The organism is Corynebacterium afermentans subsp. lipophilum (genome assembly GCF_030408375.1).
GTDB classification, from domain to species: Bacteria; Actinomycetota; Actinomycetes; order Mycobacteriales; family Mycobacteriaceae; genus Corynebacterium; species Corynebacterium lipophilum.
Genome location: NZ_CP046530.1, coordinates 752,453 through 779,005, shown reverse-complemented (window position 1 = coordinate 779,005; position 26,553 = coordinate 752,453). Strand labels below are relative to the sequence as shown.

Here is a 26,553-nt window from a genome sequence, read left to right as displayed (position 1 = left end):
TCTTACGCATCCTTCTCTGCGGTTTCGTCGCTTGTCTCGTCGCTCGCCTGGCCGCTTCCGTACACACGCGGCTTCGCTTCCATCCCCCGCAACCCGTTCCAGCACAGGTTGGAAATGTGCGCCGCCACAGTGTGCTTGTCCGGCGTGCGCTCGTCCAGCCACCACAGCGCAGAATTGGAGACGGTGCCGACAAGCGCCTGACCGTACAGGCCCGCCATCGACTCGTCGAGCCCGCGGTGCTTAAACGCCTCTCCCAGCAGGTAACTCACCTCGGCGGTGACGCGGTTGAGAATCGTCGAATACGTCCGCCCCTCCCCCGGCAGCTGACCGTGCGCGAGGATGACAAACCCGTCCGTTTCCTCCTCCACGTAGGTGAGCAACGCCAGCACGCCGCGCTCAATGCGGTCGCGCCACGGGCCGGCCTGAATGTTCGACGTAATCGTGTGCTCCAGACGGGCCATCTCCAGCCGCACAACCTCCTGGTACAGGCCTTCCTTGCTGCCAAAATGCTCGTACACCACAGGCTTGGACACCCCGGCGCGCGCCGCGATCTCCTCCATGGAAATGCCATCGAGCCCGCGCTCAGCGAATGCTTGCCGCCCCACTCCGATCAACTGATCTCTGCGCTGGGGTGCTGTCATTCGCCTTCGAGCCATGCGACCTAGCTTAGAGCGTCGTAGTGTTAACCCCGTCTTTGGCAGTTGGCGGGTCTGGTCTACAATCAGCGGTGCTATTCCCCATGGTGTAATCGGCAACACTACGGTTTTTGGTACCGTCATTCTAGGTTCGAGTCCTGGTGGGGAAGCTTTTTTATTGGAGGGGGCACATGAAACGCCACATCGCTTGGCTCGTTGCATGCGGGGTACTCGCGGGTTGCGTTTCGGAGCCTTTGCCTATCGACGCCCCTGCGTCCCCCACCCCCAGCCAAAACACCGCTGAGTCCACCTCGCACGGTACCGACTCCCAGGATTCCGCCGAGGCCCCCGCCGCGTTCCATTTCGAAAGCGGCACCCTCGAAATCGGCGACTTCGACCCCTACACCCTCGGCGGCGACATCTTCGACCCCTGCACCGAGATCTCGCCCGAGGAATTCGCCGCCGCCGGCTTCCACAACGTGGAACCAATCCCGGAGGAGTACGCGGGTTTGGCGCGGGGGTTGAGTGCTTGCGAGGTTTGGGATGAGGGAAAATTCCATGTTGGATTCATGAACAATAATGCGAACCACAGAAGCATCGAAGAAATCGGAAACCTCTTGGAATATAAATCCGACCGACTGCCGACGCTTTACACCCATGGCCCCCGAAACGGGACGGGCCCCGATTGTTTTGCACAAGTAGATACCCAACGTGGAGGCATAATCGCAGCTGTTCCGGGTTTCGAAGGATACGACTCCCCGGAAGATACATGCGCTAAAGCAATCGCAGCTCTTGAATCCTTAGCCGAAGCATCATCTGCTTTTTGAATTGTTCATTTCAGTGGACAACCTCTTCCCCACGCTTATTTCCCGTTTTAGCCTCCAAGAGTGTTAGGTCTACGAAAGGGTGGGTAAATGAAAATCGAACTTGATACCGCTGGAGTCACTAGTGGAATTGAATTGCTCAGAATGACTGCTGAGCGTCTCCAAGCAAATCGTTGGACTGGGAATGCGAGCTCCCTATCCGGGTTCTCCAGCGCGGGAGGCTTGGACGAGGCGGGCGAGCGACTCAGCCCGATCGGGGATGAGAGGGCACCGGAGGCCAACCAGGCTATCGCGCTATATCTGAAGCACACTGCGGACAACCTTTGGTTGGCGTTGACCAACACGCAGCAGACGGATGAGTCGTTCTCCGGGATGATGGGCTCGCTGCTGGCACCGCTCGGTCGTTCCGCGCAGGCGCTGACGCCGATGTACTCCCAGGGGTTCCAGCAGCTCAAGGCCGCGGACCCGAAGACCCAAACGTTCGACAACGCAGCCGTGTCCTCAGCGTCGGAGGCATCGCTGCTCGGCGCGGAAATGAATCTGAACCTCACCAATACGTCCCTGGCGTACTCGGCATCGGATTTTTGGAATTCCAACGCTCAACTGATCGCGGACGCCATGGATGAGCTCAACGGCGTCCACCACGCTTTGAGCTCATCGGCGGACACCGTCTGGATCCAGGAGGCGATGAAGAAGGTCACCCAGATCCAGAATGCGGGTTTGGAATACGTGGCTAACTCGCGTTCGCTCGCCAATCACACGGAGGCACTCGGTATGGCGGCTGACTCGGAGAGTATGTACGCCTCGGCCGCCGCGGCTGCCTACCACGCGGCGGAAGATCCGAAGATCAAGGCACAGATCGAGTCGGACTACCTCAGCTCGTATTCTTCTCGCGTCACTTCCGGGCTCCAGCCGGCAATTCCTGCGTTTAACCGGCTGCTGCCGGACGCGGGCAAGCTGCCGTCGACGCCGTACGCCAGCACCGACGTGCCCGCCCCGGCCACCACGTCGTATACGCCGACTGAACTGCCGCCCGGGCTTCAGGAGGTTTTGACCAACCGCGGCTACGGCGACCTTGCGCACGCAAAGTCGCCGGCGGAGGTCATCCAGCAGTACGGCCGCCCCACCCCTGAGACCTTCGAGCGCATCGCCGCAGGCGCGGCTCCCACCCAGTCTGCTTCCGCGGTTCTCGCCCCGCCTGCCCCGTCAGCAGCAGGCAGCTTGCCGACGAGCACTCCTGCCTCCCCTGTCAACACCGCCACCCCGACCATCAGCGGGTTCAGCGGCACGCCCCACACCAACGCGGCCGCAAGGACCGCCAACGCCGGCACCAGTGCGGCGGGACTCGGCCTCGCACCGGGCAATGCCGCCGTAGGTGGTCGCAGCGCAGCTTCTGGTCGAAGCACTAGCCCAGGGCTCGCCAACAACGCCCGCCCTAGCGCAGGCGGCGCTACCGCTAACGGAAGCGGTGCCAGTAGTGGCTTCGCCAACGGCCGCGGTTTCGGCACCGGCGCAGGTGCAGGTGCAGGCGCGCACATTACCCCCGGTGGCCAGCGCGGCGGCACGGCGCTCGGCACCGGCGCCGGGGCAGCTAGCAGCGCTGGAGCCGGATCACACGCTGGAACGGGGCAAGGCGTCAACGGCATGCGCCCAGGTAACGGTGGTGCAGGCGCCGGCGGCACCGGCGCGGGTTCGTCCTACGCTCCCGCCGGGGCGAACGGTGCCGCAGGCCAAAGCGCCCACGGCGCACGAGGCGGCGCCTTCGCTGCGGGCCCTATGGCGGCCGGCGCAAACCGGGGGCGCGGGCGCGACAAGTCCGGTTCGAAGGTCCGCACTGTCACCAGTGCGGTGGAGCGCGAAGGCAACCTCAAGGCGCTGCTCGGCGAGGCTCCCCTGCTCCTGCCGGCAATCATCGGCCACAACGTGCGCGGCTAGACACGCTGCCGGCTGGGGCCATACCGGGCCGACGCGGCGCAACCGGTCGGTTAGTGCCCGCCGTGGCCGGCCGGAAGGTCCAGGTCCGCCTCCTGGCCAGGCTCAACGATGACGAACTGGCCCATCATGCCGCTGTCTTCGTGGTTGAGCATGTGGCAGTGGTACATGTACGCCAGGCTCGGGTCCGGGTAGTAGCCCATCTGCACAAGCAGGCTCACCGTGGCCAGCGGCGGGACGGTGATGGTGTCGTGCCAGCCGGTGGTGAACTCCAACTCGCCGTTTTCCACACCGATGACTGCAAAGCGCGCGTCGTGGATGTGGAAGTTGTGGGCCATGTCGTCGTTCTCGTTGGTCACGTGCCAGATCTCCGGGCCCTTGTGGTCCACGGTGAAGTCCACGCGCGTCATGTCCATCGTTTTGCCGTTGATCTCGGTGCCGTTGAGACGGAACTCGCGCTCCACCTCCACAGAATCCGCATCGGGCACCTCGAATGGCACCAGCGAATCCGCGAGCTCGGGCACCTCGGGGGCATCTTCCGCGGGCGCTGCGATCTCGAGCAGGTCGAACTTGTCGGTGAAGCCGAACATCTCCGCGGTTTCCTTATCCGGCATGCCGCCTAGGTCCGGGAGGCCGTCGCTGCGCAGCATCAGGTCCTTGCCCGGCTCCAGGTCCACCACGATCTCCACGCGCTCGCCAGCGCTGAGCAGCACGCCGTCGACCTCAACCGGGGCGTCCAGGAAGCCCTGGTCCGTGGCCACCACGTGGAACGGCTTGCCCAAGGACAGGTGGTGGAAACGCATCGTCGCGCCGTTGAGCACGCGCAGGCGGACGCGCCGGGTGGCCGCCTCGAAGCGCGGCTTGGTCATGCCGTTGACCATCACGGTGGATCCGACCCAGCCGTTTTCCTCGTCCAGCTGGCCGTCTTCGGTGAAGTTGGCGTCGGTGATGATCACGGGGATGTCGTCTACCCCGTAGTCGTTGGGGAGGCCGGGGAAGGCGGAATCGTCGTCGTCAAGCACGATGCCCCCGGCCAATCCGCGGTAGGCGTGGACGGCAGACTTTTCGTGCGGGTGCGGGTGGTACCAGCAGGTCGCCGCCGGCTGGTCCACGGTCCACGACGGCGACCAGGACTCACCTGGGTCGAACATGAGCGCCGGCCCGCCGTCGGCGGTCGCCGGAAGGTGCATGCCGTGCCAGTGCACAACCGTCGGCTCGGGCAGCTCGTTGTGCACCGTCATGTCGATTTCCTCGCCGCGGCGCATGTACAGCGTCGGCCCCTGGTACGGGCCGTTGAAACCCCAGGTTTTTGTCATTGTGCCGGGCACGATCTCGAACTCGCCTTCCTGCGCGGTCAGCTCGAAGCGGCGCACGTTTCCGTCGAGCTCGCCCTCGTACAGCGGCGGGATGTGGAGCGGTCGCGCCTTTTCGTCCGCGCCCAGCGGTTTCGTCTGCGAGGACGTCGAGCACGCCGTACCCGTCGCTGCCGCGGCCAGCGCCGCCGTCGCGAGAAGTGTGCCCCTGAAAAATGTGCGTCTACTCATTGCCATGTCCGCCTCCCGGTTCGCTGATACTCTCTTTCGACCCTACTATCCGCTGTATGTCTAACGATCAACGCGAGGAACGCAACGCACGCCGGTTCGTCTGGTCCAACGGCCTGCAAAACATCGGCGACCAGATCGTCGCTCCGAAGACGGTGTTGCCGTGGCTCTTCGGCGCCGCGGGCGTGCCGGCGGTGATGACCTCGTTTCTCGTGCCCATCCGCGAATCCGGCTCGATGCTGCCGCAGGCGTTTTTGAGCCCGTGGGTGACCTCGAAGCGCTCCCGCAAACGCGTGTGGCTCATCGGTTCGTGGGGCCAAGCCATCGCCGCGGGCCTCATCGCGCTCAGCGCCTTGCTTCTCGACGGCACTCCGCTCGGCGCCGTCATCCTGATCCTTCTGGCCGCCCACGCGCTGTTTCGCTCGTTGTGCTCACTGGCGGGCAAGGACGTGCAGGGGCGCACGATTTCCAAGGGCCGCCGAGGCAGCATCACCGGCCGCGCCACCGCCCTGGCCGGCGCGTTCACGCTCGCGATCGGCCTGCTGCTGACGTTTTTGCCGAACAACCTGCCGCAGTGGACGATCGCCGCGCTGCTCGCCGTGGGTGCTTTGACGTGGGCGCTGGCGTCACTGGTCTTCAGCGGCATCGACGAGCCGAAAGCCGAACCGGAGTCCAAAGACGGCCAGAGCATGAAGGAAATGTGGGCGCTGGTCAAGGGCGACCGGGACCTCCAGAAGTTCCTGGTGGTGCGCTCGCTGATGCTGGTCACCGCACTTTCCACCCCCTTCATCGTGGTGATGGCCGGCGATGAGGGCGCGGACCTGACGGGCCTAGGCGCATTCATCATCGCGTCGGGCGGCGCGTCGCTGCTGGGCGGCAGGGTGTCGGGCAAGCTTTCCGACAGGTCGTCGAAAAGCACGATGGCCTGGGCAGCCGGCGTGGCCTCGACCGTGATCGTGGCCCTTGTCGCAAGCGCACGCCTGGCGCCTTCTGCGGTGAACGCCTGGGTCATGCCGCTGGGCTTTTTCCTAGTCAACCTCGCCCACACCGCGGTGCGCGTGAGCCGTAAGACCTACCTGGTGGATATGGCCGACGGTGACAAGCGCACCATGATCACCGGCGCTTCCAACACGGTGATGGGCGTGATCCTCCTCGTCGTCGGCGCGGTGTCCTCCGCGATTGCGGTACTCGGGCCGCAGGCGGCGCTGATCTTCCTGGCCGTTGTGGGCTACGCCGGTGTTGTCGGCGCGCGGAACCTGAAAGAAGTCTCGGCGACCGCCGCCTAGGCGTTATGCTTGTGGCCGACAAAAACCCGCTACAAATCCCATAAAACAAGGAGCATTCGAGTGCCTACCCACTTCGAACGTGCCGTTGTCGTGCTTGCGGCCGGCGCCGGAACCCGCATGAAGTCCGACCGCCAGAAGACGCTGCACGAGATCGGCGGGCGTAGCCTGCTGTCCCACTCCCTGCACGCAGCCGCCGGTGTGCACCCCAACCACCTGGTTGCGGTTGTCGGCCACCAGCGCGACCAGGTCGCCCCGGCCGTGGAGCAGATCGCCGAGCAGATGCACGTGGAGATCCGCCAGGCCATCCAGGAGGAGCAAAACGGCACCGGCCACGCTGTCCAGGTGGGCCTGTCCGCCATCCCGGACTTCGACGGCACCGTGGTAGTCACCAACGGCGACGTGCCGCTTCTGACCCCGGAGACCCTGCAGGCGCTCGTGGAAAAGCATGAGGCCGAGCACGCCGCGGTCACCGTGCTCTCGCTCGAGTTCGACAACCCCACCGGCTACGGCCGCATCATCCGCGGCGAGGCCGGCGACGTCCTCGAGATCGTGGAGGAAAAAGACGCCACCGACGAGCAGCGCGCCGTCCGCGAGGTCAACTCCGGCGTGTTCGCCTTCGACGGCAAGGTGCTTCGCGACGCCCTCACGCGCGTCACCCCGGACAACGCCCAGGGCGAGTTCTACATCACCGACGTGCTGAGCATCGCGCGCGGCGACGGCCTCCGGGTCACCGCCTTTACCGCCCCCGACGCACGCGAACTGGCCGGCGTGAACGACCGGGTGCAGCTGGCGGAGGCCGGCAAGGAGCTCAACCGCAGGCTCGTCGAGAAGGCGATGCGAGGCGGTGCGACCGTGATCGACCCGAACACCACCTGGATCGGCGTCGAGGTGGAAATCGGCCGCGACGTGGTGATCCACCCGAACACCCAGCTGTGGGGCTCCACCGTCATCGGCGACGGCGCCGAAATCGGCCCCGACACCACCCTGACCGACATGGAAGTCGGTGCCCGCGCCACCGTCGTGCGCACCCAGGGCGAGCTCGGCGTCATCGGCGAAGAAGCCACCGTCGGCCCGTTCACCTACATCCGCCCCGGCACCGAACTCGGCGCCCGCGGCAAGCTCGGCGGCTTCGTCGAATCCAAGAACGCCAAGATCGGCGAGGGCTCCAAGGTGCCGCACCTGACCTACATTGGCGACGCCACCGTGGGCAAGCACTCCAACATCGGCGCAAGCTCCGTGTTTGCCAACTACGACGGCGTGAACAAGCACCACACCACCATCGGCGACTACTGCCGCACCGGCTCCGACACCATGTTCGTCGCACCGGTGAACATCGGTGATGGCGCCTACACCGGCGCGGGTACAGTGGTCACCGAGGATGTGCCCGCCGGCGCGCTGGCCATCAAGGAAGGCCGCCAGCGCAACATCGAAGGCTGGGTGGAAAACCGCCGCCCGGGCACCGATGCAGCTGAAGCAGCCAAAAACGCGAAGCGAGAGGGTTAATTTCATGACTGGTTACTCCACCGAAAGCCACAAAGACCTCAAGGTCTTCACCGGCCGCGCCCACCCGGCCCTCGCAGAAGCTGTGGCCAAGGAGCTCGGCATCGAGCTGGTGCCCACCACCGCGCGCGACTTCGCCAACGGCGAGATCTTCATCCGCTTCGAAGAGTCCGTCCGCGGCGCCGACTGCTTTGTCATGCAGTCCCACGCCCAGCCGCTGAACAAGTGGCTGATAGAACAGCTCATCATGATCGACGCGCTCAAGCGCGGCTCCGCCAAGCGCATCACCGCGATCCTGCCGTTCTACCCCTACGCCCGCCAGGACAAGAAGCACCGCGGCCGCGAACCGATCTCCGCCCGCCTGATCGCGGACCTGCTCACCGCCGCCGGCGCGGACCGCATCGTCTCCGTGGACCTGCACACCGACCAGATCCAGGGCTTCTTCGACGGCCCGGTGGACCACATGCACGCCCAGCCGATCCTGGTGGACTACATCAAGTCCAAGTACCCGCTGGACAACCTCGTGGTGGTCTCCCCCGACGCCGGCCGCGTGAAGACCGCCGAGAAGTGGGCCAACATGCTCGGCGACGCCCCGATGGCGTTCGTGCACAAGACCCGCGACATCGACGCCGCGAACAAGGTCGTGTCCAACCGCGTCGTCGGCGACGTCGACGGCAAGGACTGCATTCTCATGGACGACATGATCGACACCGGCGGCACCATCGCCGGCGCCGTCGGCGTGCTCAAAGAGGCCGGCGCGAAGTCCGTGGTCATCGCCTGCACCCACGGCGTGTTCTCCGACCCGGCCCGCGAGCGCCTCAGCGACTGCGGCGCAGAGGAAGTCATCACCACCGACACCCTGCCGCAGGACCCCGAAGGCTGGAGCAACCTCACGGTGCTGTCGATCGCGCCGCTTTTGGCAAAGACGATCCACGAGATCTTCGAAAACGGTTCCGTGACCACCCTGTTCGAGGGGCAGGCGTAACCGCCACGGTTCGCCGGACCACGACAGCCGGGGCAGCACTTGCGCTGCCCCGGCTTCACGCATACGGGAAGGAAAAAGGATGTACGAGCGCTACGCCCCGTCGGTAGATTTCACCCCCGACCTCGAGCACGCGAAGTCCATGTTCGACAACGACGCCACCCTGGAATACCTCGGCGCGACCATCACACGCCTCGAGCCCGGCTTGGCCGAGGGCGAGTTCACAGTTGAAGCGCGCCACGCCAACGGCTTCGGCGTGTGCCAGGGCGGTGTGCTGTTCACCTTCGCCGACGCGCTGTTCGGAGGCGCCTGCAACTCGCGGCGCACCGACCCGACCGTCAGCGCGCAGTCCGAGATCATCTTCCTCGCGCCCGCGAAAATGGGCCGCACCATCCGCGGCGTTGCGCGTGAGCGCCACACGTGGGGGCGCAACGGGCTTTCGGACGTCACGCTTTACGACGGCGACACCGCCATCGCCGAATTCCGGGGGATGTCCCGCACCACCACACGACCACCGACAGGAAACTAAACCTTGAGCCAGAACCAAAGCCTGCAAGAGCAGGGCCTGCAAAGGAGCGTCAAAAGTAGGCAATTGATGATGATTGCCTTTGGTTCGTCGATAGGCACGGGCCTGTTTCTGGGCTCCGCCGGATCGATCCAGTACGCCGGGCCCGCGGTACTGATCTCCTTCGCGTTCGTCGGCGCGATCGTGTACCTCCTCATGCGCATGCTCGGCGAGATGGCGGTCGAGCACCCCGTCTCCGGCTCCTTCGCCGCGTACTCGCGCGCGTTCATCGGGCCGGTGGCCGGCTTCATCACCGGCTGGAACTGGTGGTTCACCACCGTCGTGGTGGGCATGCTGGAGCTGACCGCCATGGGCACGTTCTTGGACTACTGGTTCCCCGCCCTGCCCCACTGGGTCACCGCACTGGTGACGCTGCTGCTGGTAGTCGCGCTCAACCTGTTCAACGTGCGGGTGTTCGCCGCGACCGAATACTGGCTGTCGCTGATCAAAGTCGCAGCGCTCGTGCTGATGATCGTGCTCGGGTTTGCGCTCGTGGTAGGCCTAGGTCCGGACGAGGCGATCGGGTTTTCCAACATCACCGAGCACGGCGGGTTCATGCCCAACGGCATCTCCGGCGTGCTGTTCGCTCTGGTGGCGGTGACGTTCACGTTCGGCGGCATCATGTCCATCGGCACCGCCGCCGGGGAGGCGGACAACCCGAAGTCCGCGATCCCGCGCGCCGTGAACTCCGTGGTGTGGCGCATTTTGGTGTTCTACCTCGGCGGCATCGGCACCATCCTGCTGCTCGCCCCGTGGAACGAGCAGGAATCGAACGAAAGCCCGTTCATCCGCGTGCTTTCCGGTGTCGGTTTCGGACCCGCCGCCACCGCGCTCAACGTGGTCATCGTGGTGGCGGTGTTCTCGGTGCTCAACACCATGACGTACTCAGGCGCGCGCATGCTGCGCGACCTCGCCCGCAACGGCCAAGCGCCCCGCGCGTTCGCCGCCACCAGCGCGAAGGGGCTGCCCACCAAAGCCCTGCTTTTCGACGCCGCGCTGATGGGCACCGTCGTCATCCTGAACTTCTTCTTCGAAGGCAAAATCTTCGCGGTGCTGCTCGCCATCATCGTCGGCACCGAGCTGATTACCTGGGCGGGCATCTGCATTTCGCACTTGAACTTCCGCAAAACCTCCAAGAGCGCAACCTTTCCCGCCCCGCTGTACCCGGCGGCCAACTGGATTTGCATCGCGTTTTTCATCCTCGTGCTCGTGCTGATGGGTATTCTTCCGGAATACCGTATGGGCCTGGCCACGCTGACCGGCTGGATTATCGTGCTGGGCCTGATCTCACTGACCACGCAGAGGAGCCGCGCATGATCCGTCCCGACCTCGAGGCCATCCCCCCGTACGTCCCCGGCGTGCGCGACGAGCGCGCCATCAAGTTGTCCTCCAACGAGTGCGCGGAGGGCCCGCTGCCGCCGGTGCTCGACGCCATGCGCAAGGCGCTCGGCGAAATCAACCGCTACCCGGACATCGGCGCGCTGCAGCTGCGCACAGTACTCGGCGAGCACCTCGGTGTGGCACCGGAGCAGGTCGCACTCGGCGCCGGTTCTTCCGCCCTGTGTCAGCAGCTAGTGTCCATTGCGGCCCAGCCCGGCGACGAAGTGATCTTCCCCTGGCGCAGCTTCGAGGCCTACCCGATCTTCGTCCAGGTCGTCGGCGCCACCCCGGTACGCGTGTCGCTGGACAGCGACGACAGGCTGGACATGCCGGCACTGGCCGCCGCGGTGACCGAACGCACCAAGCTCATTTTCATCTGCAACCCGAACAACCCGACCGGCACCACAATCACTAGCGCCGAGTTCACCGCGTTCATGGACGAGGTGCCGGCGGACGTGCTCGTCGTGCTCGACGAGGCCTACTTCGAGTACAACCACGCCGCCGACACGCCTGTCGCCACCGAGGCGATCACCCGCTACCCCAACGTGGTGGGGCTTCGCACTTTCTCCAAGGCGTACGGGCTGGCCGGCGCGCGCATCGGCTACGCGTTCGGCCCGCGCCCGATCATCGAGGCGCTGAATAAAGTCTCCATCCCCTTTTCCGTCAGCGCGGTGGCGCAGGAGGCGGCACTCGCCTCGCTCGAGGCGCAGGACGCACTGCGTGCGCGTATCGACGGCACCGTGGCCGAGCGGAGCCGTGTCGTCGATAAGCTTGGGCTCGCAGAAAGCCAAGCGAACTTTGTGTGGCTGCCCGGCGCAGGCCAGGAGTTGGCGGACCGGCTGGCCGCGGAAGGTGTGCTGGTGCGCGCTTTCCCCGAGGGCATCCGCGTGACGGTGACCAACGCGGAGGAAACCGACGCACTTTTAGAGGCTTTCAGCCGTGCGCAGTGAGCGACGCCGCGTCATCGCGGCCACGACCATCGGCACCGCCATCGAGTGGTACGACTACTTCCTCTACGCCGCCGTCGCCGGGCTGGTGTTCAACCAAGTCATGTTCGGCCCGCTCGGGCCCGCGGCGGCGACGATCGCCAGCTTCCTCACCGTGGGGCTGTCATTTTTGTTCCGGCCGCTCGGTGCGGTACTGGCGGGCCACTTCGGCGACCGGCTCGGGCGCCGCGGCGTGCTCATGGTCACGCTGTTCACCATGGGCACCGCCACCGCGCTGATCGGGCTGCTGCCCACGTATGAAACCGCCGGCTGGTTCGCGCCGGCCGCCCTGGTGCTGTTGCGGATCTTGCAGGGCACCTCCGCCGGTGGTGAATGGGGCTCGGCCGTGCTTTTGGCCGTGGAGCACGCGCCGACCGACAAGCGCGGCCTCTACGGCGCCGGACCCCAGGTGGGCGTGCCAGCGGGGCTGCTGCTGTCCTCCGGTGTGCTGGCGCTGATGAGCATGATCGCCCCCGGCGAGGCGTTTTTGCAGTGGGGCTGGCGCGTGCCGTTTTTGCTGTCCATCGGGCTGACATTTTTGGGCTGGTGGATCCGCACCGGCGTGGAGGAATCGCCCGTGGTGGAACAGATGCGCGAGGTCGGCGCGAAAAACCCGGTCGGGTCGCTGTTCAAGCGCCACGCCGGGCTTGTGTGTGCTGCGGCGCTGATCTTCGCCGCCAACGGCACGGTGGGCTACATGACCACCGGCGGCTACATCCAGAACTACGCCACCGACCCGGCCGGGCTCGCCTTGGAGCGCGGCGACATCCTCTGGGCCGTGACGGCCTCCGCTGCCACCTGGCTGTGCACCACCGCGTTCGCCGGTTGGGTTTCCGACATCATCGGCCGCCGCCGCACCCTTTTGGTCGGCTTTGTCGTGCAGGCCGCTGGCGTGGCGGTACTGTTCCCGCTTGTGGACACCGGGTCGCTGCCGAAGATCACCGCGGCCCTGGTCTTCCTCACCGTCGGGCTTGGCCTGACCTACGGCGAGATCGGCGCGTTCTTCGCGGAACTCTTCCCCGCCTCCATTCGCGCGTCCGGCGCGTCCATCTCCTACGCGCTCGGCGCGATCCTGGGTGGCGCGTTCGCCCCCACCATCGCCGCTGCTCTGCGCGAGGCGACGGGCAGTACCACTGCGATCACCGTGTATTTGATGGCGGCCACGGTCACGGGCTTCGTGGTCACGCTGCTGATGCGCGAACGTGGCGGCATCCCGCTCGGGCACGAGCACGAGGAAGCCCAGGCGGGCGGGCATTTTGTGTGGCAGAAACCGGCTGCTACCCTGTAGCAGTCTCGGCGAGGGCCTTTCAAAGGGCCGTTATCGACGCGATTTTGAGATCCTTTTGCGATCACTCGACGAGCACATATCCGTTTAGTGGTCGCAGGCAAGGCCTGTGGCCCTTCCACCAAGAAGGAGTACAACATGGCTATTACCCCCACCGTTATCAAGGGTGAGCGTCGCGAGGAGTTCGGAAAGGGCTCCGCACGCCGTCTGCGCCGCGACGGCAAGATCCCGGGTGTCCTGTACGAAAAGGGCATCGAGAACATCCACTTCGCGGTCGACCGCATCGAAATGACCGCGATCGTGCGTAACGACGGCGCCAACGCCATCGTCGAGCTCGAGCTCGACGGCGAGAAGCTGCTGGCCATGGTCAAGCACATCGACCAGAACGTGATCACCCTGGACATCGACCACATCGACCTGTTCGGCATTAAGCGCGGCGAGAAGGTCACCGTCGAGGTCCCGGTTGTCATGGAGGGCGAGGCTGCTCCGGGCGCAGTTGTGCTGCAGGAGACCGACTACGTCGAGATCGAGATCGACGCGCTGTCCATCCCGGACGAGCTGACCGTCTCCATCGAGGGCAAGGAGATCGGCGACGCTCTCTACGCCTCCGACGTCAAGCTGCCGGAGGGCGCAGAGCTCATCTCCGACGCAGAGACCCTCATCGTCAACGTCACCTACGAGCAGGTTGACGAGGACCTCGAGGCTGAGGCCGAGGCAGCTGAGGAAGGCGGCGCTGAGGCTGGCGCCGAGTCCGACGCTCCGGCTGAGGAGAAGGGCGAGGAGTAAACCTCTCCCCCTGCTGAACCCGCCCCCGCGTTGCCGCGGCGGCGGGTTTTCCGCATTTTCGGGTGGGTTATCCTCGTGGGCGTGACTATCTTGATCGTCGGCCTTGGCAACCCCGGCCCGCAGTACGCCGCCACGCGGCACAACGCGGGCGTGTTCGTCGTGGAGGAGCTGCTTGGCCGCGCGACCCCCATGCCGGCGCAGCTTGCGGTGCACAAGCGCACGAACACGGAGATCGCCGAGCTTGCGAAGGGGCGCTTGCTTGACGACGACCATGCGGTCATCGCCCGCACCCGGTCTTTCATGAACGTCTCCGGCGGGCCGGTCAAAGCGCTGATGGATTACTTCGGCGTGCAGCCGGCCGATTTGTATGTGGCGCATGACGAGCTGGACTTGGAGCTCGGCGAGGTGAAGCTGCGCCTCGGCGGCGGCGACCACGGGCACAACGGGTTGAAGTCCATCACGAAATCTTTAGGCGGCAAGCCGTATAACAAGGTGGCGGTGGGTATCGGCCGCCCGCCTGGGAGGATGGCGCCGGCGGACTACGTGCTCAAACCATTTAGCGCGAAGGAGCAGGTGGATCTGGCTATCGCGTCCGCGGACGCGGCGGATGAGATCCTCCGCGCGATAGGCTAGCGCGCATGAAACTTGCCACGATCAGGACCGGAGACACCACCACCGCCGCGCGCATCATCGATGACAATAGGGCGGTCACGCTGGGCGCGGGGGACGTCGGAAAGCTGCTCCGCGACGGCACCTTCGACGAAGGCGAGGAGATCACCTTCGCCCCGGGCGACCTCGCCCCGGTGATCCCGCGGCCCGGCAAGATCATCTGCGTCGGCCTGAACTACGCCAAGCACATCGCGGAGATGGGCCACGAGCAGCCGGACGTGCCCACCTTGTTTATCAAGTACCCGGAGGCGCTCATCGGCGCCTACGACGACGCCGAGGTGCCCAGCTTCAACGCCGACACGCTCGACTTCGAAGGCGAGCTCGCGGTCATCGTCGGCACCCGCGCCCGCCACGCCATAGACGGCGCGGAGCACATCGCGGGCTACTCGGTAATCAACGACTACACCCAGCGCCACTTTCAAAAGCGCACGCAGCAGTGGCACCAGGGCAAATCGCTGGAGAAGACCGCCGGGTTCGGCCCATGGCTGGACACCGAGTGGCAGCCGGGCCCTGCGATCACCACCACCGTCAACGGCGAGGTGATGCAGCACGCCCCCACCGACGATCTGGTGTTCACCCCGGCGAAGCTGGTGGAGTTCATCTCGCACCTCTACCCGCTCGAGCCCGGCGACGTCATCGCCACCGGCACGCCCGCAGGTGTGGGCCACGCCCGCGATCCGCAGCGCTACCTCGCTAACGGCGACACGGTGCGCGTGGAAATCGAGGGCTTGGGCGCGATCGAGAACACCACGCGGGTGTACTAGACGCTCAGCTTGTCCAGCAGGCGGACCTCAGCCTCGGCGATCATCTGCAGCGGCAGCAGCAGGATGATGAACGGCACGGAGCTGAACATCGCTGCCTCGTTCGAGCCGCCGCCGAGCTGGCTGACACCTTAAACATCGCCCCGGCCGACTAGGGCGTTAGCATCCGCTCGATTTCACGCGCCGGTGCGGCCATGAGTTCGCCGCGGTCCGCGCCGACGAGGCAGTAGTCATTGTCCTTGGTCATGGGGCGCAAATACGGGTAGGTCGGCGGCAGGTCCGGGTGCTCGCGGGTGAATGCGGTTTCCACCCCGCTCGCCCACCGCCCAGAAAACGCGCGCGTGACCACGGCTGGCGCGTCCGAGCGCAAAAGTTCGCGGTTGCGCTCGCTCGTTCCCGCTTCGTCCGCAAGCAAAAATGCGGTGCCGCAGGCGACGGGGGCATCAAGCTTGGCGACGTTCTCCGGTCCCCGCACGCCTCCCGCCGCGATCACCGGACCGTCGGCGAGCGCGAGCAGCTCCTCCAGCGGGCGCTGGTCCGGATCGTCGTGCTGGTCCCAGGTTGCACGGTGGCCGCCGGCGCGCGGGCCCTGGACGATCACGCCGTCGACGCCCCTGCGCTGCGCCTCGGCGATCTCGGCCGGGTTAGTCACCGTCGCCCACGCCTCCGACCCCGCGGCGTGCAGCTGGGCAATCTCGTCTTCGGTGAAGCAGCCGAACGTGGACGAGACCACGGCCGGCGCGGCATCGAGAACGAGTGCGAACTTCTCCGCGTAGTCGGACGTCACCTCCGGGACCTCTTGGTTAAGGCGGCGGGCGACCGTGAGGACGTCGCCAGGCAAAGGCTCGCGCTGCGGCACAAACAGGTTGGCACCGAACGGCGGCTCGCACGCGGCGAGCCACTCGCGGGCTTGGGCGACGGTGCAGGTGCCGAGTGCGATGAACCCGAAGCTCACCGCGTTGACGAGCGCGGGCGTGGACGGCCCGCCGGCCATGGGTGCTGCGATCACGCGTGGAAAGTCCATGGCTAGAGTATGCGTCATGTTCGGATTCTTCAGGCGCAAACGCACCCCCAAGCTGGAGGCGGAGTGGCTCGTGGTGGGGCTGGGCAACCCGGGCGCGAAATACGCCGCCACCAGGCATAACGTTGGCTACATGACGCTCGACGAGTTGGCCGGCGAGCTTACGCCGGTGCCGGGGGTCAAAGCGCTCGTCCAGGTGCGCGACAGCGTGGCTTACGCCCGGTCCACGACGTACATGAACACCACCGGCGAGGCCGTCGGCCCGCTGGCGAAACAACTGGGCGTGGCGCCGGAGCGCATCATCGTGGTGCACGACGAGCTGGACCTGCCCGCCGGGAAAGTGCGCGTCAAGCTCGGCGGCAACGAAAACGGCCACAACGGACTGAAATCTATCACCGAGCACCTGGGCACCCGCGACTATCTGCGTGTGCGGATGGGCATCGGGCGCCCGCCGAAGGGTGTGGCGGTGCCGGACTGGGTGCTCTCCCCCGTCGAGAGCGACATTTCCGCCCAGGTCGCGCTCGCCACCAAGGCCGTGCAGTTGATTGTCAGCGAAGGCCTAGGCAAAGCACAGAACGTGATCCACGCAACACGGTAGGTTGTGGGGCATGACCCGTCATGCCATGTTCGACAGCAAATACCCGCCCGCACCCGGCCTTTTTGAACCCGACGAGACCACCAGCGAAATCTGCCTGCAGCTTTGCCACGGCTGGAGCGCCAGCCACATCGAAAGCTGGTTGGAAGACAACGAGCGCCCGACCGACCTCATCGACGAAGTCCGCGACGAATACGCCCGCTTCGTCCCCGAGGCCTCCGAGGACGCCAAGCGCATCGACGCGCTACGCGAGGCGCTGGCGAAGCGCGAGCTCTCCTTTTCCTTCGACACCGGCTACGACATGGGCGAGGCCGCCGAGGACGGCGCCGACCTCGCCCGCGAAGAAGGCCGCAAGGGCTACGCCTACTGCACCATGCAGGACGTCGACTGCGTCATCCACACAGGGCTGATCTATTTCGGCTTCAGCTCCCTAGACAACCCCGGCGACGAGTCCGACGCCGAGATCGGCCAGGCGATCGCCGAGGCGCTCGAGGAGGTCGGCTTTACACCTGAGTGGAACGGCAAGCAGACCGGGCGCATCACATGCGAGGGTCTGAAGTTCGAGCTCCCGTTGGCGGACTAGCCCAGCTCGGCCTCCAGGTCATCCAGCGCGCGCGTGAGCGCCACCTGCTTGTGCTCGCGCGGGGCGAGCTCGCCGTCTTCGACGTCCTCACCGAAGATGTGCAGCGCAACCTGGTTGCGGATGCCGCGCATGGACAAATTCGCCACGATCTGGCGCCAGTGCTCGACCGCGCGCACGCCGCCGTCGGCACCGTAGCCGACAAACGCCACCGGCTTGCCGGCCCACTCGCCGAACAGCGAGTCGAAGGCGTTTTTCATCGTGCCCGGGATGGAGTGGTTGTACTCCGGGGTGACAAAGACGAACCCGTCGCAGGCATCCACCGCCTTGGACCAGCGGGTTACCACCGGGTCGTCATACTGCTTGTTCGCCGCGCCCGGCACGACCTCCGCAACCAGGTGCGGCACGTCGGAATCGGCCAGGTCCAACAGGCGGTAATCGGCGTCGCGCTCGGCGGCGGCGTCCATCACCCAGGCGCCGATATGCTCGCCGATGCGGCCAGAGTGTACAGATCCAAGAAACACTCCGATTGTTGTCATGGACACGACTGTACTTGGCCGAAGGTGCGTCGATAAGCTAGCTGCTTATGAGTACCGTTTCCGAGGCCGCGCGCCGCCGCACATTCGCCGTCATCGCCCACCCGGACGCCGGTAAGTCGACGATCACGGAGGCGCTGGCGCTGCACGCGCACGTGATTTCGGAGGCCGGAGCGGTGCACGGCAAGGGCAACCGCAAGTCCACCGTGTCGGACTGGATGGAGATGGAAAAAGACCGCGGCATTTCCGTCGCGTCCTCGGCGCTGCAGTTCGAGTACGCCCCCGACGGCCACGAGGGCGAGCCGTACGTGGTCAACCTGGTGGACACGCCGGGCCACGCGGACTTCTCCGAGGACACCTACCGCGTGCTTTCCGCTGTCGATGCTGCGGTCATGCTTATCGACGCAGCCAAAGGCCTCGAGCCGCAAACCCTGAAACTGTTCCGCGTGTGCAAGGCCCGGGGTTTGCCGATTGTCACCGTGATTAACAAGTGGGACCGCGTGGGCCGCGAGCCGCTCGAGCTTGTCGACGAGATCGTCTCCGAAATCGACCTGCAGCCGACCCCGCTGTACTGGCCGGTCGGCGAAGCAGGCGATTTCCGCGGCCTGGCGCACGTCTCACGCGACGGCGAGATCGACGGGTACGTGCACTTCACCCGCACCGCCGGCGGCTCCACCATCGCCCCAGAGGAGCACTACTCCCCCGACGAGGCCGCGGGCAAGGAAGGCGACGTGTGGGACACCGCCGTCGAGGAGGCGTCGCTTTTGCTTGAAGACGGCGCCGTGCACGACCAGCAACTCTTCGAGCAGTGCACCACCTCGCCGATCATCTTCGCCTCCGCGATGCTGAACTTCGGCGTGCACCAGATCCTGGACACGCTGTGCGCCATCGCCCCGGCGCCAGAGGGCCGCGCCTCGGACCCGAAGGCCATCGAGGCGTCCACCACCGCGATGGACGAGCAGCGCGAAGTCGGCGACGACTTCTCCGGCGTGGTGTTTAAGGTCCAGGCCGGCATGGACAAAAACCACCGCGACACCCTGGCATTCATGCGCGTGGTCTCCGGCGAGTTCGAACGCGGCATGCAGGTCACGCACGCGCAATCCAGCCGGTCGTTTTCGACGAAGTACGCGCTGACGGTGTTCGGCCGCAACCGCGACACGGTGGAAACGGCGTACCCGGGCGACATCATCGGCCTGGTCAACGCCGGCGCTTTGGCACCTGGCGACACGATCTACGCCGGTAAGAAGGTCCAGTTCCCGCCGATGCCGCAGTTCGCGCCGGAACACTTCCGCACGCTGCGCGCCAAGTCGCTGGGCAAGTACAAGCAGTTCCGCAAGGCCTTGGACCAGCTGGACGCCGAGGGCGTCGTGCAGATCCTGCGCAACGACGCCCGCGGCGACGCCGCCCCGGTGATGGCCGCAGTCGGCCCGATGCAGTTCGAGGTCATGCAGGCGCGCATGGAAAACGAGTACAACGTCGAAACCGTCACCGAGCCGATCCCGTACTCGGTGGCGCGCCGCACCGACGCCGACTCCGCGCCGGAGCTGGGGCGTCAGCGCGGCGTGGAAATCTTCACCCGCACCGACGGCGAGCTCATCGCCCTGTTCGGCGACAAATGGAAGCTCGCGTTCGTGGAGAAAGAACACCCGGAGCTGACCATCGAGCCGCTCATCGCGGACTAACGCTTCGCGGTGAGGAACTCGCGCATCGCGGGCCAGTCGCGCTCCACCTGCGCCTGGCCGGCCGCGTAGTTCGCCCACAGCTTCCCCGCGTCGAGCTCGGTGGACTCCACTCCCATTGCGTCGGGGAAGAAGATGTAGGCGTTGCCGGCGCCGGCTTCGTCGATAAGCGACTGCTTCGCAGCGTTGTAGATCTCGGGTCGAGCGACCATCGCATCGGCGACCTTCGGCGTGTTGCGCAGGATGCGGCGCACGGCGCGCTCGCGTTTCTGCGGCCCCTTGACGTAGTCGCGCGGTCGGGTGAGCACAGCGAGGAAACGGGTGTAGCCTGCGGCGCGAGCGGCGTCGATGAGCAAACCGCCCGAGGTTCCCAGCGCGCCGTCGACGTAGGGCACGCCGTCGATCTCGCGCATTTTCATCAGGATTGGCAGCGTCGACGACGTTCGGGCTGCAAGGGCGACGTCCTCCAAGGTGCGCAGGTCGCCGCGGTTGAACGCCACCGTCTCCCCTGTGTCGGCGCGCACCGCCTCAACGTGGACCTCCTCGGTGGTCCGGGTAAACGTGTCGAAGTCGAACGGCAGAACGTCCTCGGATTGCTCGTACGCCCACTCGCCGTTGATCAGGCCTTTGCCTCGCACCACGGAGCGCCAGCCGCCGAACTTGGGGTTGCCCACGAACTCCGTGAACGCGTTCTCGGAGCGCCACGTGTCGCGGGAGGCGAAGTTCAACGCGTGGACCGAGCCGGCGGAAATGCCGCCGACCCAGCCGAATTGGACCTCCTCCGCGAGGAGCTTTTCCACCACGGGGGCGGTATAGGAGTTGCGGGTGCCTCCACCTTCGAAGATGAGGGCGGTGTCGCGGGCGTCGATCATGCCCGCGAGCCTACGCGCACGGCCTCTCCGATCGCGTCCCAGGCGGCCTCCGCAAATTCAGCCGTGCCGAGGCTCCCGCAGCCTTCCGGCAGGTGGCCCCAGTACTCGGCGCCGGTGACCTCGGGCATCTCCTCGACGTTGAGGCGCGTGGGCAGGTCCGGGTTATCGGGCATGCTGCCGCCGATCAGCCCCAGCACCTCCAGGCCCATTGCGCGAGCCTGGACGCAGGTCAGTTCGGCGAGGTTCAAGCTGCCCAGCCCCAGTGAGGTGACCACCACGAGCGGCGCGCATGTGGCTTTGGCGATGTCGGCGAGGGTGTAGTCGTCGGCAAGCCGCACCAGCAGCCCGCCGGCGCCTTCCACCAGCACAACGCGATCCGGGGCATCGAGGCTGCGCACCCATTCCGCGACCTCGTCCAGGCTCGGAGTCTCGATCCCGGCGCGGCGCGCAGCGAGGTTCGGTGCGAGGGGTTCCGGGTAGCGCCACCGCTCGAACGTCTCAATGCCAGCAAGCTTTGCGACGGCTGACGCATCCCCCTGCCCCGCCTCCTCGCCCGTCTGTACGGGCTTGGCTGCCACCACATCGAAGCCGCGGCGCTTGAGCACGGCGGCGATGGCGGCAGTGGACACCGTCTTGCCCACGTCGGTGTTGGTGCCGGTTACAGCAATGATCATTTCGTAGCCTCCTTGACTGCTGCCCCAATGCCCCGGCAGATCTGGGCGATGTCCTCTTCCGAGCAGATGTAGGGCGGCATGGTGTAGATCAGCCGACCGAATGGGCGGATCCACACGCCTTCTGCCATGGCGGCTTCGGTGGTTTCGCGCATGGGCGCGTCGTGTTCGAGCTCGACCACGCCGATGGCGCCAAGCACGCGCACATCGCCCACGCCCGGGATGTCCGCCAGCGGGCGCAGGCCACGCTCGAGCTCCCCTTCGATCCGGGCGACCTGGTCGCGCCACTTCCCCTCCGCCACCATCGCAACGGACTCGGTCGCGACCGCGCAGGCGAGCGGGTTGGCCATGAACGTCGGGCCGTGCATGAGCGCGCGCGGCTCCATTCCGGACGCAATTTTCTCGGTGGCCAGGGTGGCCGCGAGTGTCATAAACCCGCCGGTCATCGCCTTGCCCACGCACATGATGTCGGGCACAACGCCGTTGTCCAGGGTGGTAAACAGCTGGCCGGTGCGGCCGAACCCGGTGGCGATTTCGTCGGCGATGAGGGGGATGCCGGAGGCGTCGCAAAGCTGGCGTAGCCCCACAAGCAGCTCGGGGTCGTGGAAGCGCATGCCGCCGGCACCCTGGACCACTGGCTCGACGATCACGCCGGCGATCTCCGGTGTGATCAGCCGTGCGAACTCATCCAAATACGCCGCATGCTCGCCGGCGGACGCGCCGCGCACCGGCGGCGCGGGGGCAAACACCTGCGGTTTCAGCGCGTCGCCCCACATCGCGTGCATGCCGCCTTGCGGGTCGCACACGCTCATGGTGGCAAACGTGTCGCCGTGGTAGCCGGAGCGCCAGGTCAAAAACGTGGTGCGCTCTGGGTGCCCTTGCCCGATGGCGTACTGCAGCGCCATCTTCATCGCCACCTCCACCGACACCGATCCGGAGTCGGAGTAGAACACCTGGGAAAACGCCCCGCCGGTCAGCTCCAGCAGGCGTTTCGTCAGCGTCGCCGCTGGTTCGTGGGTGAGCCCGCCGAACATGACGTGGCTCATCTTCGCAATCTGCGCCTCGGCCGCGGAGACCAAACGCGGGTGGCAGTGGCCGTGGATGGCGGCCCACCAGGAGGACATGGCGTCGATGAGCACACGGCCGTCGAGAAACGTGATGCGTGGGCCCGCGGCGCTTTCGACGGGGTAGGTGAACTGCCCCGGTTCCGCGTAGGGGTGCCAGATGTGGGCAGCGTCAATGTCGGCGATCTCGCGTGAGTCCATACCCACGAACTCTAGCAGCTCACCGGACCTTTTGAACGGTGTTCAACCCTACGGGGTCAGCGCACCCCCGGTCACTGCGAGCGTCTCCCCGGAGATGTAGGACGCCGCCTCGGAGGCGAGGAACACGTAGGCGCCCGCCAGTTCCGCGGGCTGGCCCGGGCGGCCGATGTCGGAGTCCTGAGCGAAGTTGTCCACAACCTCCTTCGGCTGTCCCTCCGCCGGCTGGATCACGGTCCAGATCGGCCCGGGCGCGACCGCGTTGACGCGGATCCCCTTCGACGGCAACAACTCGCCGGACAGCCCCTTGGCCAGGTTGTTAAAGGCGGCCTTCGTCATGGCGTAGTCCAACAACTCCTTGGACGGCTCATAGGCCTGGATTGAAGTGGAGAAGATGATCGATGAGCCCGGCTCCATGTGTTTGACCGCTTCCTTGGTCACGCGGAAGGCGGAGTAGATGTTGGTCTTCATCGTGGCGTCGAAATCGGCGTCTGAGATGTTGAGCAGCCCGTCGTTCCACACCTGGCGCGAGGCGTTGTTGACAAGGATGTCCAGGCCGCCAAGGGCCTCGACGGTCTTTTCCACCGCGGCTACGCAGTTTTCTAGCTCCTGCAGGTCGCCCGGTATCGCCACCGCTTTGCGGCCGGCATCCTCGATGAGCTTCACAATGCGCTCGGCATCTTCTTGCTCCTCGGGCAGGTAGGCGATGGCCACGTCGGCGCCTTCGCGGGCGAACGCGATTGCGGTAGCGGCGCCGATGCCGGAATCACCACCGGTGATAAGGGCGCGGCGGCCCTCGAGCTTGCCGGAGCCTTCGTAGGAGTCCTGCCCCAGATCGGGCTCGGTCGCCATCTTCACGTCCAGGCCGGGGTTGTTCTGGCGTGGCTCGGAGGGGAATTCGGACGGGTACTTTGTGCGGGGATCAATCAGTGCCATGATGCCACCCTACCGGCGGGTTTGTAATCATCCGTTCAAGATTTCATCCGCTGCCCGGTCGGTCCACCGCCGCATCTGTAGCCGTCCCGCAGCGCCCCGGCTGGAGCGCGGCGGCGCCTGGATGCAGCGGCGCGAATCCATCCCCGCCTGCAGTTCTTTGGCGCGCAGCATCTCGGCATCGATTTTCACGCCCATCAGCAACACCACGTTAACCGTCCACACCAGCACCAGCACCGCCAGCACCGTCCCGAACGCGCCGTAGGTGCTACGCACGCCGACCAGTCTCAGGTACCAGCCAAAACCCACCCACAGCGCGCTGGCTACCACGAGCGCCAGCGCCGAGCCGAGCGTCAGCACCCGGAACCGCCCGGGCCGCACGTTCGGGGTGAAGTGGTAGAGCACGCTGACCAGCGCGACTGCCACCACCGCGATCACGGGGCCGCGCAGGTAGTCCCACACGGGCAGAAAAATCGAGGTGAGGTACTCCAGCTCATCCTCCAGCTGCAACGGTCGTGCGATGGGTCCGAGGACGGCGTTCACGATGCCGTCGGTAAGCAGCGCGCCCAAAATAATCACCACCGCGCCGACCACGAGCACGAGCGTGACCAGCCACATCGTCGCCCACGTGACCACAATCGGGCGGCCTTCAGTGCGGCCGTACATGAGGTTCGCGTTACGCGAAAACGACCGCACGTAGCCCGAGGCGGACAGCAGCGAGATCAGCACAGAGACCACGAGGGCAATCGTGCTTTGCGACGGCGTCCCGACAATCGACAGCACCAGCGCCAGCGCATATTCCTGCAACTCTGCAGGCACGTACGAGCGAATCAGTTCGGCGAGCAGCGAGTCTGGGGCGTCCTCCTCGCGCGGCATGAGCAGGCTGAAAATGGAATACGCCGCAAGCAGCATCGGTGCAACCGACAGCAGCGTGTAGTACGTCATCGCGGCTGCGCGGTCCACCATGGCGTCGTTGGAAAAGTCGGTGACGATGCGGCGCAGCACCGACTTCCAGCCGGCGCGCGACAGACGGGTGCCCAGCGGGGAGGAGTAGTCGTGCGGGGAGACGACCACGTCGCCGGTGCCGTACGGCATGACCAGCTCAGCGCGGTAAGAGGTGCCCTTTTCTGCCATGTCAGACACTGTAACCGGGGTGTGCTGCCGAAACTGTGCGCGGGTTCCCAGTGTTTCCAAATCTGTGAACAACTCGACTGCCCAATCACTAGCGGTGGCCCTCTACACTCGGCGGGCATGGGACTTCTCAGTCGCGCACGCCAGCTCCTCGGCCTCGGCCACACGCCGTTGGTGGATTTTCCGGACCGGTTTGAACCTTTGAACGTCGACAAGCTTGAGGTGCACACCGCGAAACTCTCCCCCGACACCGAGGAAAAGATGGTCATCGTGACCACCTCGGCGGCCGCGCTCGATCGCATCGCCGCAGGCGGCGCGGTGCAGCTGCGGCACGAAGGCGAGCGCGACGTCACTTTCGTGCCGGTTGACCGCGAAGCCGTGCCGGTGCTGGACCCGAAGCTCGGGTGGATCATTCCGGTGACGCCCGCGACCGCCCGCGAGCTCGCTGAATTGCCGAAAGGCCCAGGCGAGCACGAACTTTCCGCGCTACACCTGGGCCTGATTGTGGAGTAGTTAGAGCAGACCGATCCAGTTCCAGTAGGTTGCCGACAGCAGCAGGATGAGCAGGTAGCCCACGATCGTCAGCGGGATACCGGTGCGCAGGAACTGCTTGGAGGTGAACGCTCCGGTGCCGTAGGCCAGCATGTTCTGCGGCGCGGAGACCGGCAGCAGGAAGCCGAAGCAGATGACGAACTGCTGGATGATCACGAAGCCGATGCCGTTGTTGGGCACGTCCAGGGTGGCCGCCAGCGCGATGAACACAGGGATCAGCGCGGACGCCAGCGAGGTCGCCGAGGCGAAGCCCAAGTGGATGAGAATGTTAAACAGGCTCACCAGCGCGATCGTGGCGATGATCGGCATGGAGGCGAGGCCGATGGCGCCGAACGTCGCCTCCGACAGCCAGGTCGCCGCGCCCGTGTCCAGCAGGAACTTACCCAGCGAGATACCGGCGGCGAAGACGACCAGGGTGCCCCAATTGATGTGTTCTTGGGCGTATTTCCAGTCCATCACGCCGATGATCGGGGTGAGCATGATGCCCACCGCGACGATGGTGATGGTGGCGGAGCTGATCGGGTGCAGCACGCCTTCCGTCGCCCAGAACAGCAGCAGCGCGACGGCAATTGCGGTGAGGCGCTTCTCAGCGCCGGTCATCGGCCCCATCTCTGCAAGCTGCTTTTCGACGAGCTCACGCCCGCCCTCGATCGCCTCAGCCTCCGGCTTGATCGCCCAGCGCATGATGAAAAACAGCGCGATCGACATCAGCACAGACCACGGCGCGGCCCACAGGAACCACTGGCCCCAGGAGACGGTCTGTCCCAGCTGGTCTTCGATGAAGCCGACGGCCACCAGGTTTTGCGCCGCGGCGGTTTTGATGCCGACGTTCCAAATGGACACCGCCTGCGTCGCGGTGATGACCAGCAGCGCCGCCAGCTTCGACTCCTTGGCCAGGCCGAACGCGGCGACCATGCCCATGAGGATCGGCACGACGGCGCCGGCGCGCGCCGTTGCGGACGGGACGAAAAACGCCAGGATGATGGAGATGACGATCGCGCCGATGACGATGTTGGAGACCTTCTCGCCCGCAGTCTTAAGCACGTAAAGCGCCAGCCTGCGGTGCAGCCCAGTGGCCTGCATCGCCGTCGCCAGCGCGAGCGCGGCACCGACGAGCGCCACCGCAGACGACGAGAATCCGCTCATTGCGATGCTCAGTCCCTTGGACGCGCCGACCGCCTGACCGGTCTCGGGGTCGGTGGCGAAGGTGAGCAAGATCGCGATGAGGCCGACGATGATCACGGCGGAAACCGAGTAGGACACCGCCTCGGTGACCCACATGATCACGGCGAAGGCGAGCATGCCGAGCGCGATTTTCGCCGGCATGGCCAGGCCCGCAATCGGCAGCATCATCACCACCCCGAGTGCCACAAACGCCAAGATGAACGCGATGATCTTGCCGGTGTTGCGTTTCTTTTCCTCAGGTTGTTGCTCTGAGTTTGCTGCTGGTGTGACTGCTGTGGTCGCTGTCGTCACTGCGTGCCCCTCCTTGATTCGGTTGTTATATACCTGACGCTAGTCACTCCTATAAAGCCTGCAAAATGTGATGTTCGTACGGTTTTACCGGGGTGCGTCGTCGTGCGAGGGGT

26 protein-coding genes are annotated in these 26,553 nt (G+C 65.7%); 16 read left to right on the top strand and 10 right to left on the bottom strand.

Features of this window, described 5'->3' with window-relative positions; all coding sequences use genetic code 11:
* Positions 1 to 2: 2 nt before the first annotated feature.
* Complete coding sequence (locus CAFEL_RS03735) at positions 3 to 656, bottom strand: TetR/AcrR family transcriptional regulator (RefSeq protein WP_194560376.1); 654 nt, start codon at positions 654 to 656, stop codon at positions 3 to 5.
* A gap of 170 nt (positions 657 to 826) precedes the next feature.
* Here CAFEL_RS03735 and CAFEL_RS03730 point away from each other — a divergent pair, with 170 nt between their 5' ends.
* Complete coding sequence (locus tag CAFEL_RS03730; RefSeq protein WP_194560377.1) at positions 827 to 1,462, top strand: DUF3558 family protein; 636 nt, start codon at positions 827 to 829, stop codon at positions 1,460 to 1,462.
* Positions 1,463 to 1,792: 330 nt separating this feature from the next.
* Entirely contained in the window at positions 1,793 to 3,394 is a 1,602-nt protein-coding gene (locus CAFEL_RS03725; RefSeq protein WP_290172232.1) for a hypothetical protein, read from the top strand.
* Between the two features lie 50 nt (positions 3,395 to 3,444).
* Here the strand turns inward: CAFEL_RS03725 and CAFEL_RS03720 are convergent, their stop codons facing one another.
* A complete protein-coding gene (locus tag CAFEL_RS03720) occupies positions 3,445 to 4,935 on the bottom strand; it encodes a multicopper oxidase family protein (RefSeq protein ID WP_194560379.1) in 1,491 nt (496 codons plus the stop codon).
* A 56-nt stretch (positions 4,936 to 4,991) separates the two neighbouring features.
* On the opposite strand from CAFEL_RS03720, the gene CAFEL_RS03715 reads away from it, so the two are divergent.
* The 10 genes from CAFEL_RS03715 to CAFEL_RS03670 all read left to right on the top strand — a co-directional run bounded on the left by CAFEL_RS03715 (position 4,992) and on the right by CAFEL_RS03670 (position 15,135).
* Positions 4,992 to 6,218: an MFS transporter gene (locus CAFEL_RS03715; RefSeq protein ID WP_194560380.1), complete on the top strand. Its 1,227-nt coding sequence runs from the start codon at positions 4,992 to 4,994 to the stop codon at positions 6,216 to 6,218.
* A gap of 60 nt (positions 6,219 to 6,278) precedes the next feature.
* Complete coding sequence (gene glmU, locus CAFEL_RS03710) at positions 6,279 to 7,721, top strand: bifunctional UDP-N-acetylglucosamine diphosphorylase/glucosamine-1-phosphate N-acetyltransferase GlmU (RefSeq protein WP_194560381.1); 1,443 nt, start codon at positions 6,279 to 6,281, stop codon at positions 7,719 to 7,721.
* A 4-nt stretch (positions 7,722 to 7,725) separates the two neighbouring features.
* Positions 7,726 to 8,703, top strand: a complete 978-nt coding sequence (locus CAFEL_RS03705; RefSeq protein ID WP_194560382.1) for a ribose-phosphate diphosphokinase — start codon at positions 7,726 to 7,728, stop codon at positions 8,701 to 8,703.
* A gap of 79 nt (positions 8,704 to 8,782) precedes the next feature.
* Positions 8,783 to 9,229 (top strand): hotdog fold thioesterase, encoded by a 447-nt coding sequence (locus CAFEL_RS03700; RefSeq protein WP_194560383.1) that lies wholly within the window; start codon positions 8,783 to 8,785, stop codon positions 9,227 to 9,229.
* A gap of 66 nt (positions 9,230 to 9,295) precedes the next feature.
* Positions 9,296 to 10,582 carry an amino acid permease gene (locus CAFEL_RS03695; protein WP_194560384.1) on the top strand — a complete coding sequence of 429 codons (1,287 nt, stop codon included), beginning with the start codon at positions 9,296 to 9,298 and terminating at the stop codon, positions 10,580 to 10,582.
* Positions 10,579 to 11,595 carry a histidinol-phosphate transaminase gene (hisC, locus tag CAFEL_RS03690; protein ID WP_194560385.1) on the top strand — a complete coding sequence of 339 codons (1,017 nt, stop codon included), beginning with the start codon at positions 10,579 to 10,581 and terminating at the stop codon, positions 11,593 to 11,595. Before CAFEL_RS03695 ends, hisC begins: the two co-directional genes overlap by 4 nt.
* A complete protein-coding gene (locus CAFEL_RS03685; protein ID WP_194560386.1) occupies positions 11,585 to 12,919 on the top strand; it encodes an MFS transporter in 1,335 nt (444 codons plus the stop codon). Before hisC ends, CAFEL_RS03685 begins: the two co-directional genes overlap by 11 nt.
* A gap of 135 nt (positions 12,920 to 13,054) precedes the next feature.
* Positions 13,055 to 13,702 (top strand): 50S ribosomal protein L25/general stress protein Ctc, encoded by a 648-nt coding sequence (locus CAFEL_RS03680; RefSeq protein ID WP_194560387.1) that lies wholly within the window; start codon positions 13,055 to 13,057, stop codon positions 13,700 to 13,702.
* A gap of 81 nt (positions 13,703 to 13,783) precedes the next feature.
* Positions 13,784 to 14,335, top strand: a complete 552-nt coding sequence (pth, locus tag CAFEL_RS03675; RefSeq protein WP_194560388.1) for an aminoacyl-tRNA hydrolase — start codon at positions 13,784 to 13,786, stop codon at positions 14,333 to 14,335.
* A 5-nt stretch (positions 14,336 to 14,340) separates the two neighbouring features.
* On the top strand, positions 14,341 to 15,135 hold the full coding sequence (locus CAFEL_RS03670; protein WP_194560389.1) for a fumarylacetoacetate hydrolase family protein: 795 nt from the start codon (positions 14,341 to 14,343) through the stop codon (positions 15,133 to 15,135).
* 148 nt (positions 15,136 to 15,283) lie between these two features.
* On the opposite strand, the gene CAFEL_RS03665 is transcribed toward CAFEL_RS03670, so the two are convergent.
* Positions 15,284 to 16,174: an NAD(P)H-dependent flavin oxidoreductase gene (locus CAFEL_RS03665; protein WP_228496381.1), complete on the bottom strand. Its 891-nt coding sequence runs from the start codon at positions 16,172 to 16,174 to the stop codon at positions 15,284 to 15,286.
* On the opposite strand from CAFEL_RS03665, the gene pth (CAFEL_RS03660) reads away from it, so the two are divergent.
* Together pth (CAFEL_RS03660) and CAFEL_RS03655 are read left to right on the top strand one after the other, a co-directional pair.
* Positions 16,173 to 16,751 (top strand): aminoacyl-tRNA hydrolase, encoded by a 579-nt coding sequence (gene pth / locus CAFEL_RS03660; RefSeq protein ID WP_228496382.1) that lies wholly within the window; start codon positions 16,173 to 16,175, stop codon positions 16,749 to 16,751. The genes CAFEL_RS03665 and pth (CAFEL_RS03660) overlap by 2 nt on opposite strands.
* A 10-nt stretch (positions 16,752 to 16,761) precedes the next feature.
* Positions 16,762 to 17,331, top strand: coding sequence for a DUF6891 domain-containing protein (locus tag CAFEL_RS03655; protein WP_194560391.1), 570 nt, complete (start codon positions 16,762 to 16,764; stop codon positions 17,329 to 17,331).
* Here the strand turns inward: CAFEL_RS03655 and CAFEL_RS03650 are convergent.
* Complete coding sequence (locus tag CAFEL_RS03650) at positions 17,328 to 17,867, bottom strand: NADPH-dependent FMN reductase (protein WP_194560392.1); 540 nt, start codon at positions 17,865 to 17,867, stop codon at positions 17,328 to 17,330. The genes CAFEL_RS03655 and CAFEL_RS03650 overlap by 4 nt on opposite strands.
* A 47-nt stretch (positions 17,868 to 17,914) precedes the next feature.
* Here CAFEL_RS03650 and CAFEL_RS03645 point away from each other — a divergent pair, with 47 nt between their 5' ends.
* Positions 17,915 to 19,546, top strand: coding sequence for a peptide chain release factor 3 (locus tag CAFEL_RS03645; protein WP_194560393.1), 1,632 nt, complete (start codon positions 17,915 to 17,917; stop codon positions 19,544 to 19,546).
* Here the strand turns inward: CAFEL_RS03645 and CAFEL_RS03640 are convergent.
* From CAFEL_RS03640 to CAFEL_RS03620, 5 genes are read right to left on the bottom strand one after another with little or no spacing between them, the layout of a single operon-like run.
* The gene (locus tag CAFEL_RS03640) at positions 19,543 to 20,415 is read right to left on the bottom strand and encodes a patatin-like phospholipase family protein (protein ID WP_194560394.1); all 873 of its coding nucleotides are present in this window, start codon (positions 20,413 to 20,415) and stop codon (positions 19,543 to 19,545) included. The genes CAFEL_RS03645 and CAFEL_RS03640 overlap by 4 nt on opposite strands.
* Positions 20,412 to 21,089, bottom strand: coding sequence for a dethiobiotin synthase (gene bioD / locus CAFEL_RS03635; protein ID WP_194560395.1), 678 nt, complete (start codon positions 21,087 to 21,089; stop codon positions 20,412 to 20,414). Before bioD ends, CAFEL_RS03640 begins: the two co-directional genes overlap by 4 nt.
* Entirely contained in the window at positions 21,086 to 22,351 is a 1,266-nt protein-coding gene (locus CAFEL_RS03630; RefSeq protein WP_194560396.1) for an adenosylmethionine--8-amino-7-oxononanoate transaminase, read from the bottom strand. Before CAFEL_RS03630 ends, bioD begins: the two co-directional genes overlap by 4 nt.
* A 48-nt stretch (positions 22,352 to 22,399) precedes the next feature.
* Positions 22,400 to 23,284 (bottom strand): SDR family oxidoreductase, encoded by an 885-nt coding sequence (locus CAFEL_RS03625; RefSeq protein ID WP_194560397.1) that lies wholly within the window; start codon positions 23,282 to 23,284, stop codon positions 22,400 to 22,402.
* A 27-nt stretch (positions 23,285 to 23,311) separates the two neighbouring features.
* A complete protein-coding gene (locus tag CAFEL_RS03620) occupies positions 23,312 to 24,415 on the bottom strand; it encodes a YihY/virulence factor BrkB family protein (RefSeq protein ID WP_194560398.1) in 1,104 nt (367 codons plus the stop codon).
* A gap of 117 nt (positions 24,416 to 24,532) precedes the next feature.
* Between CAFEL_RS03620 and CAFEL_RS03615 the strand changes: the two genes are divergently transcribed.
* The gene (locus tag CAFEL_RS03615) at positions 24,533 to 24,925 is read left to right on the top strand and encodes a hypothetical protein (protein ID WP_194560399.1); all 393 of its coding nucleotides are present in this window, start codon (positions 24,533 to 24,535) and stop codon (positions 24,923 to 24,925) included.
* Here the strand turns inward: CAFEL_RS03615 and CAFEL_RS03610 are convergent, their stop codons facing one another.
* Positions 24,926 to 26,440 (bottom strand): DASS family sodium-coupled anion symporter, encoded by a 1,515-nt coding sequence (locus CAFEL_RS03610; RefSeq protein WP_194560400.1) that lies wholly within the window; start codon positions 26,438 to 26,440, stop codon positions 24,926 to 24,928.
* Positions 26,441 to 26,553 lie beyond the last annotated feature (113 nt).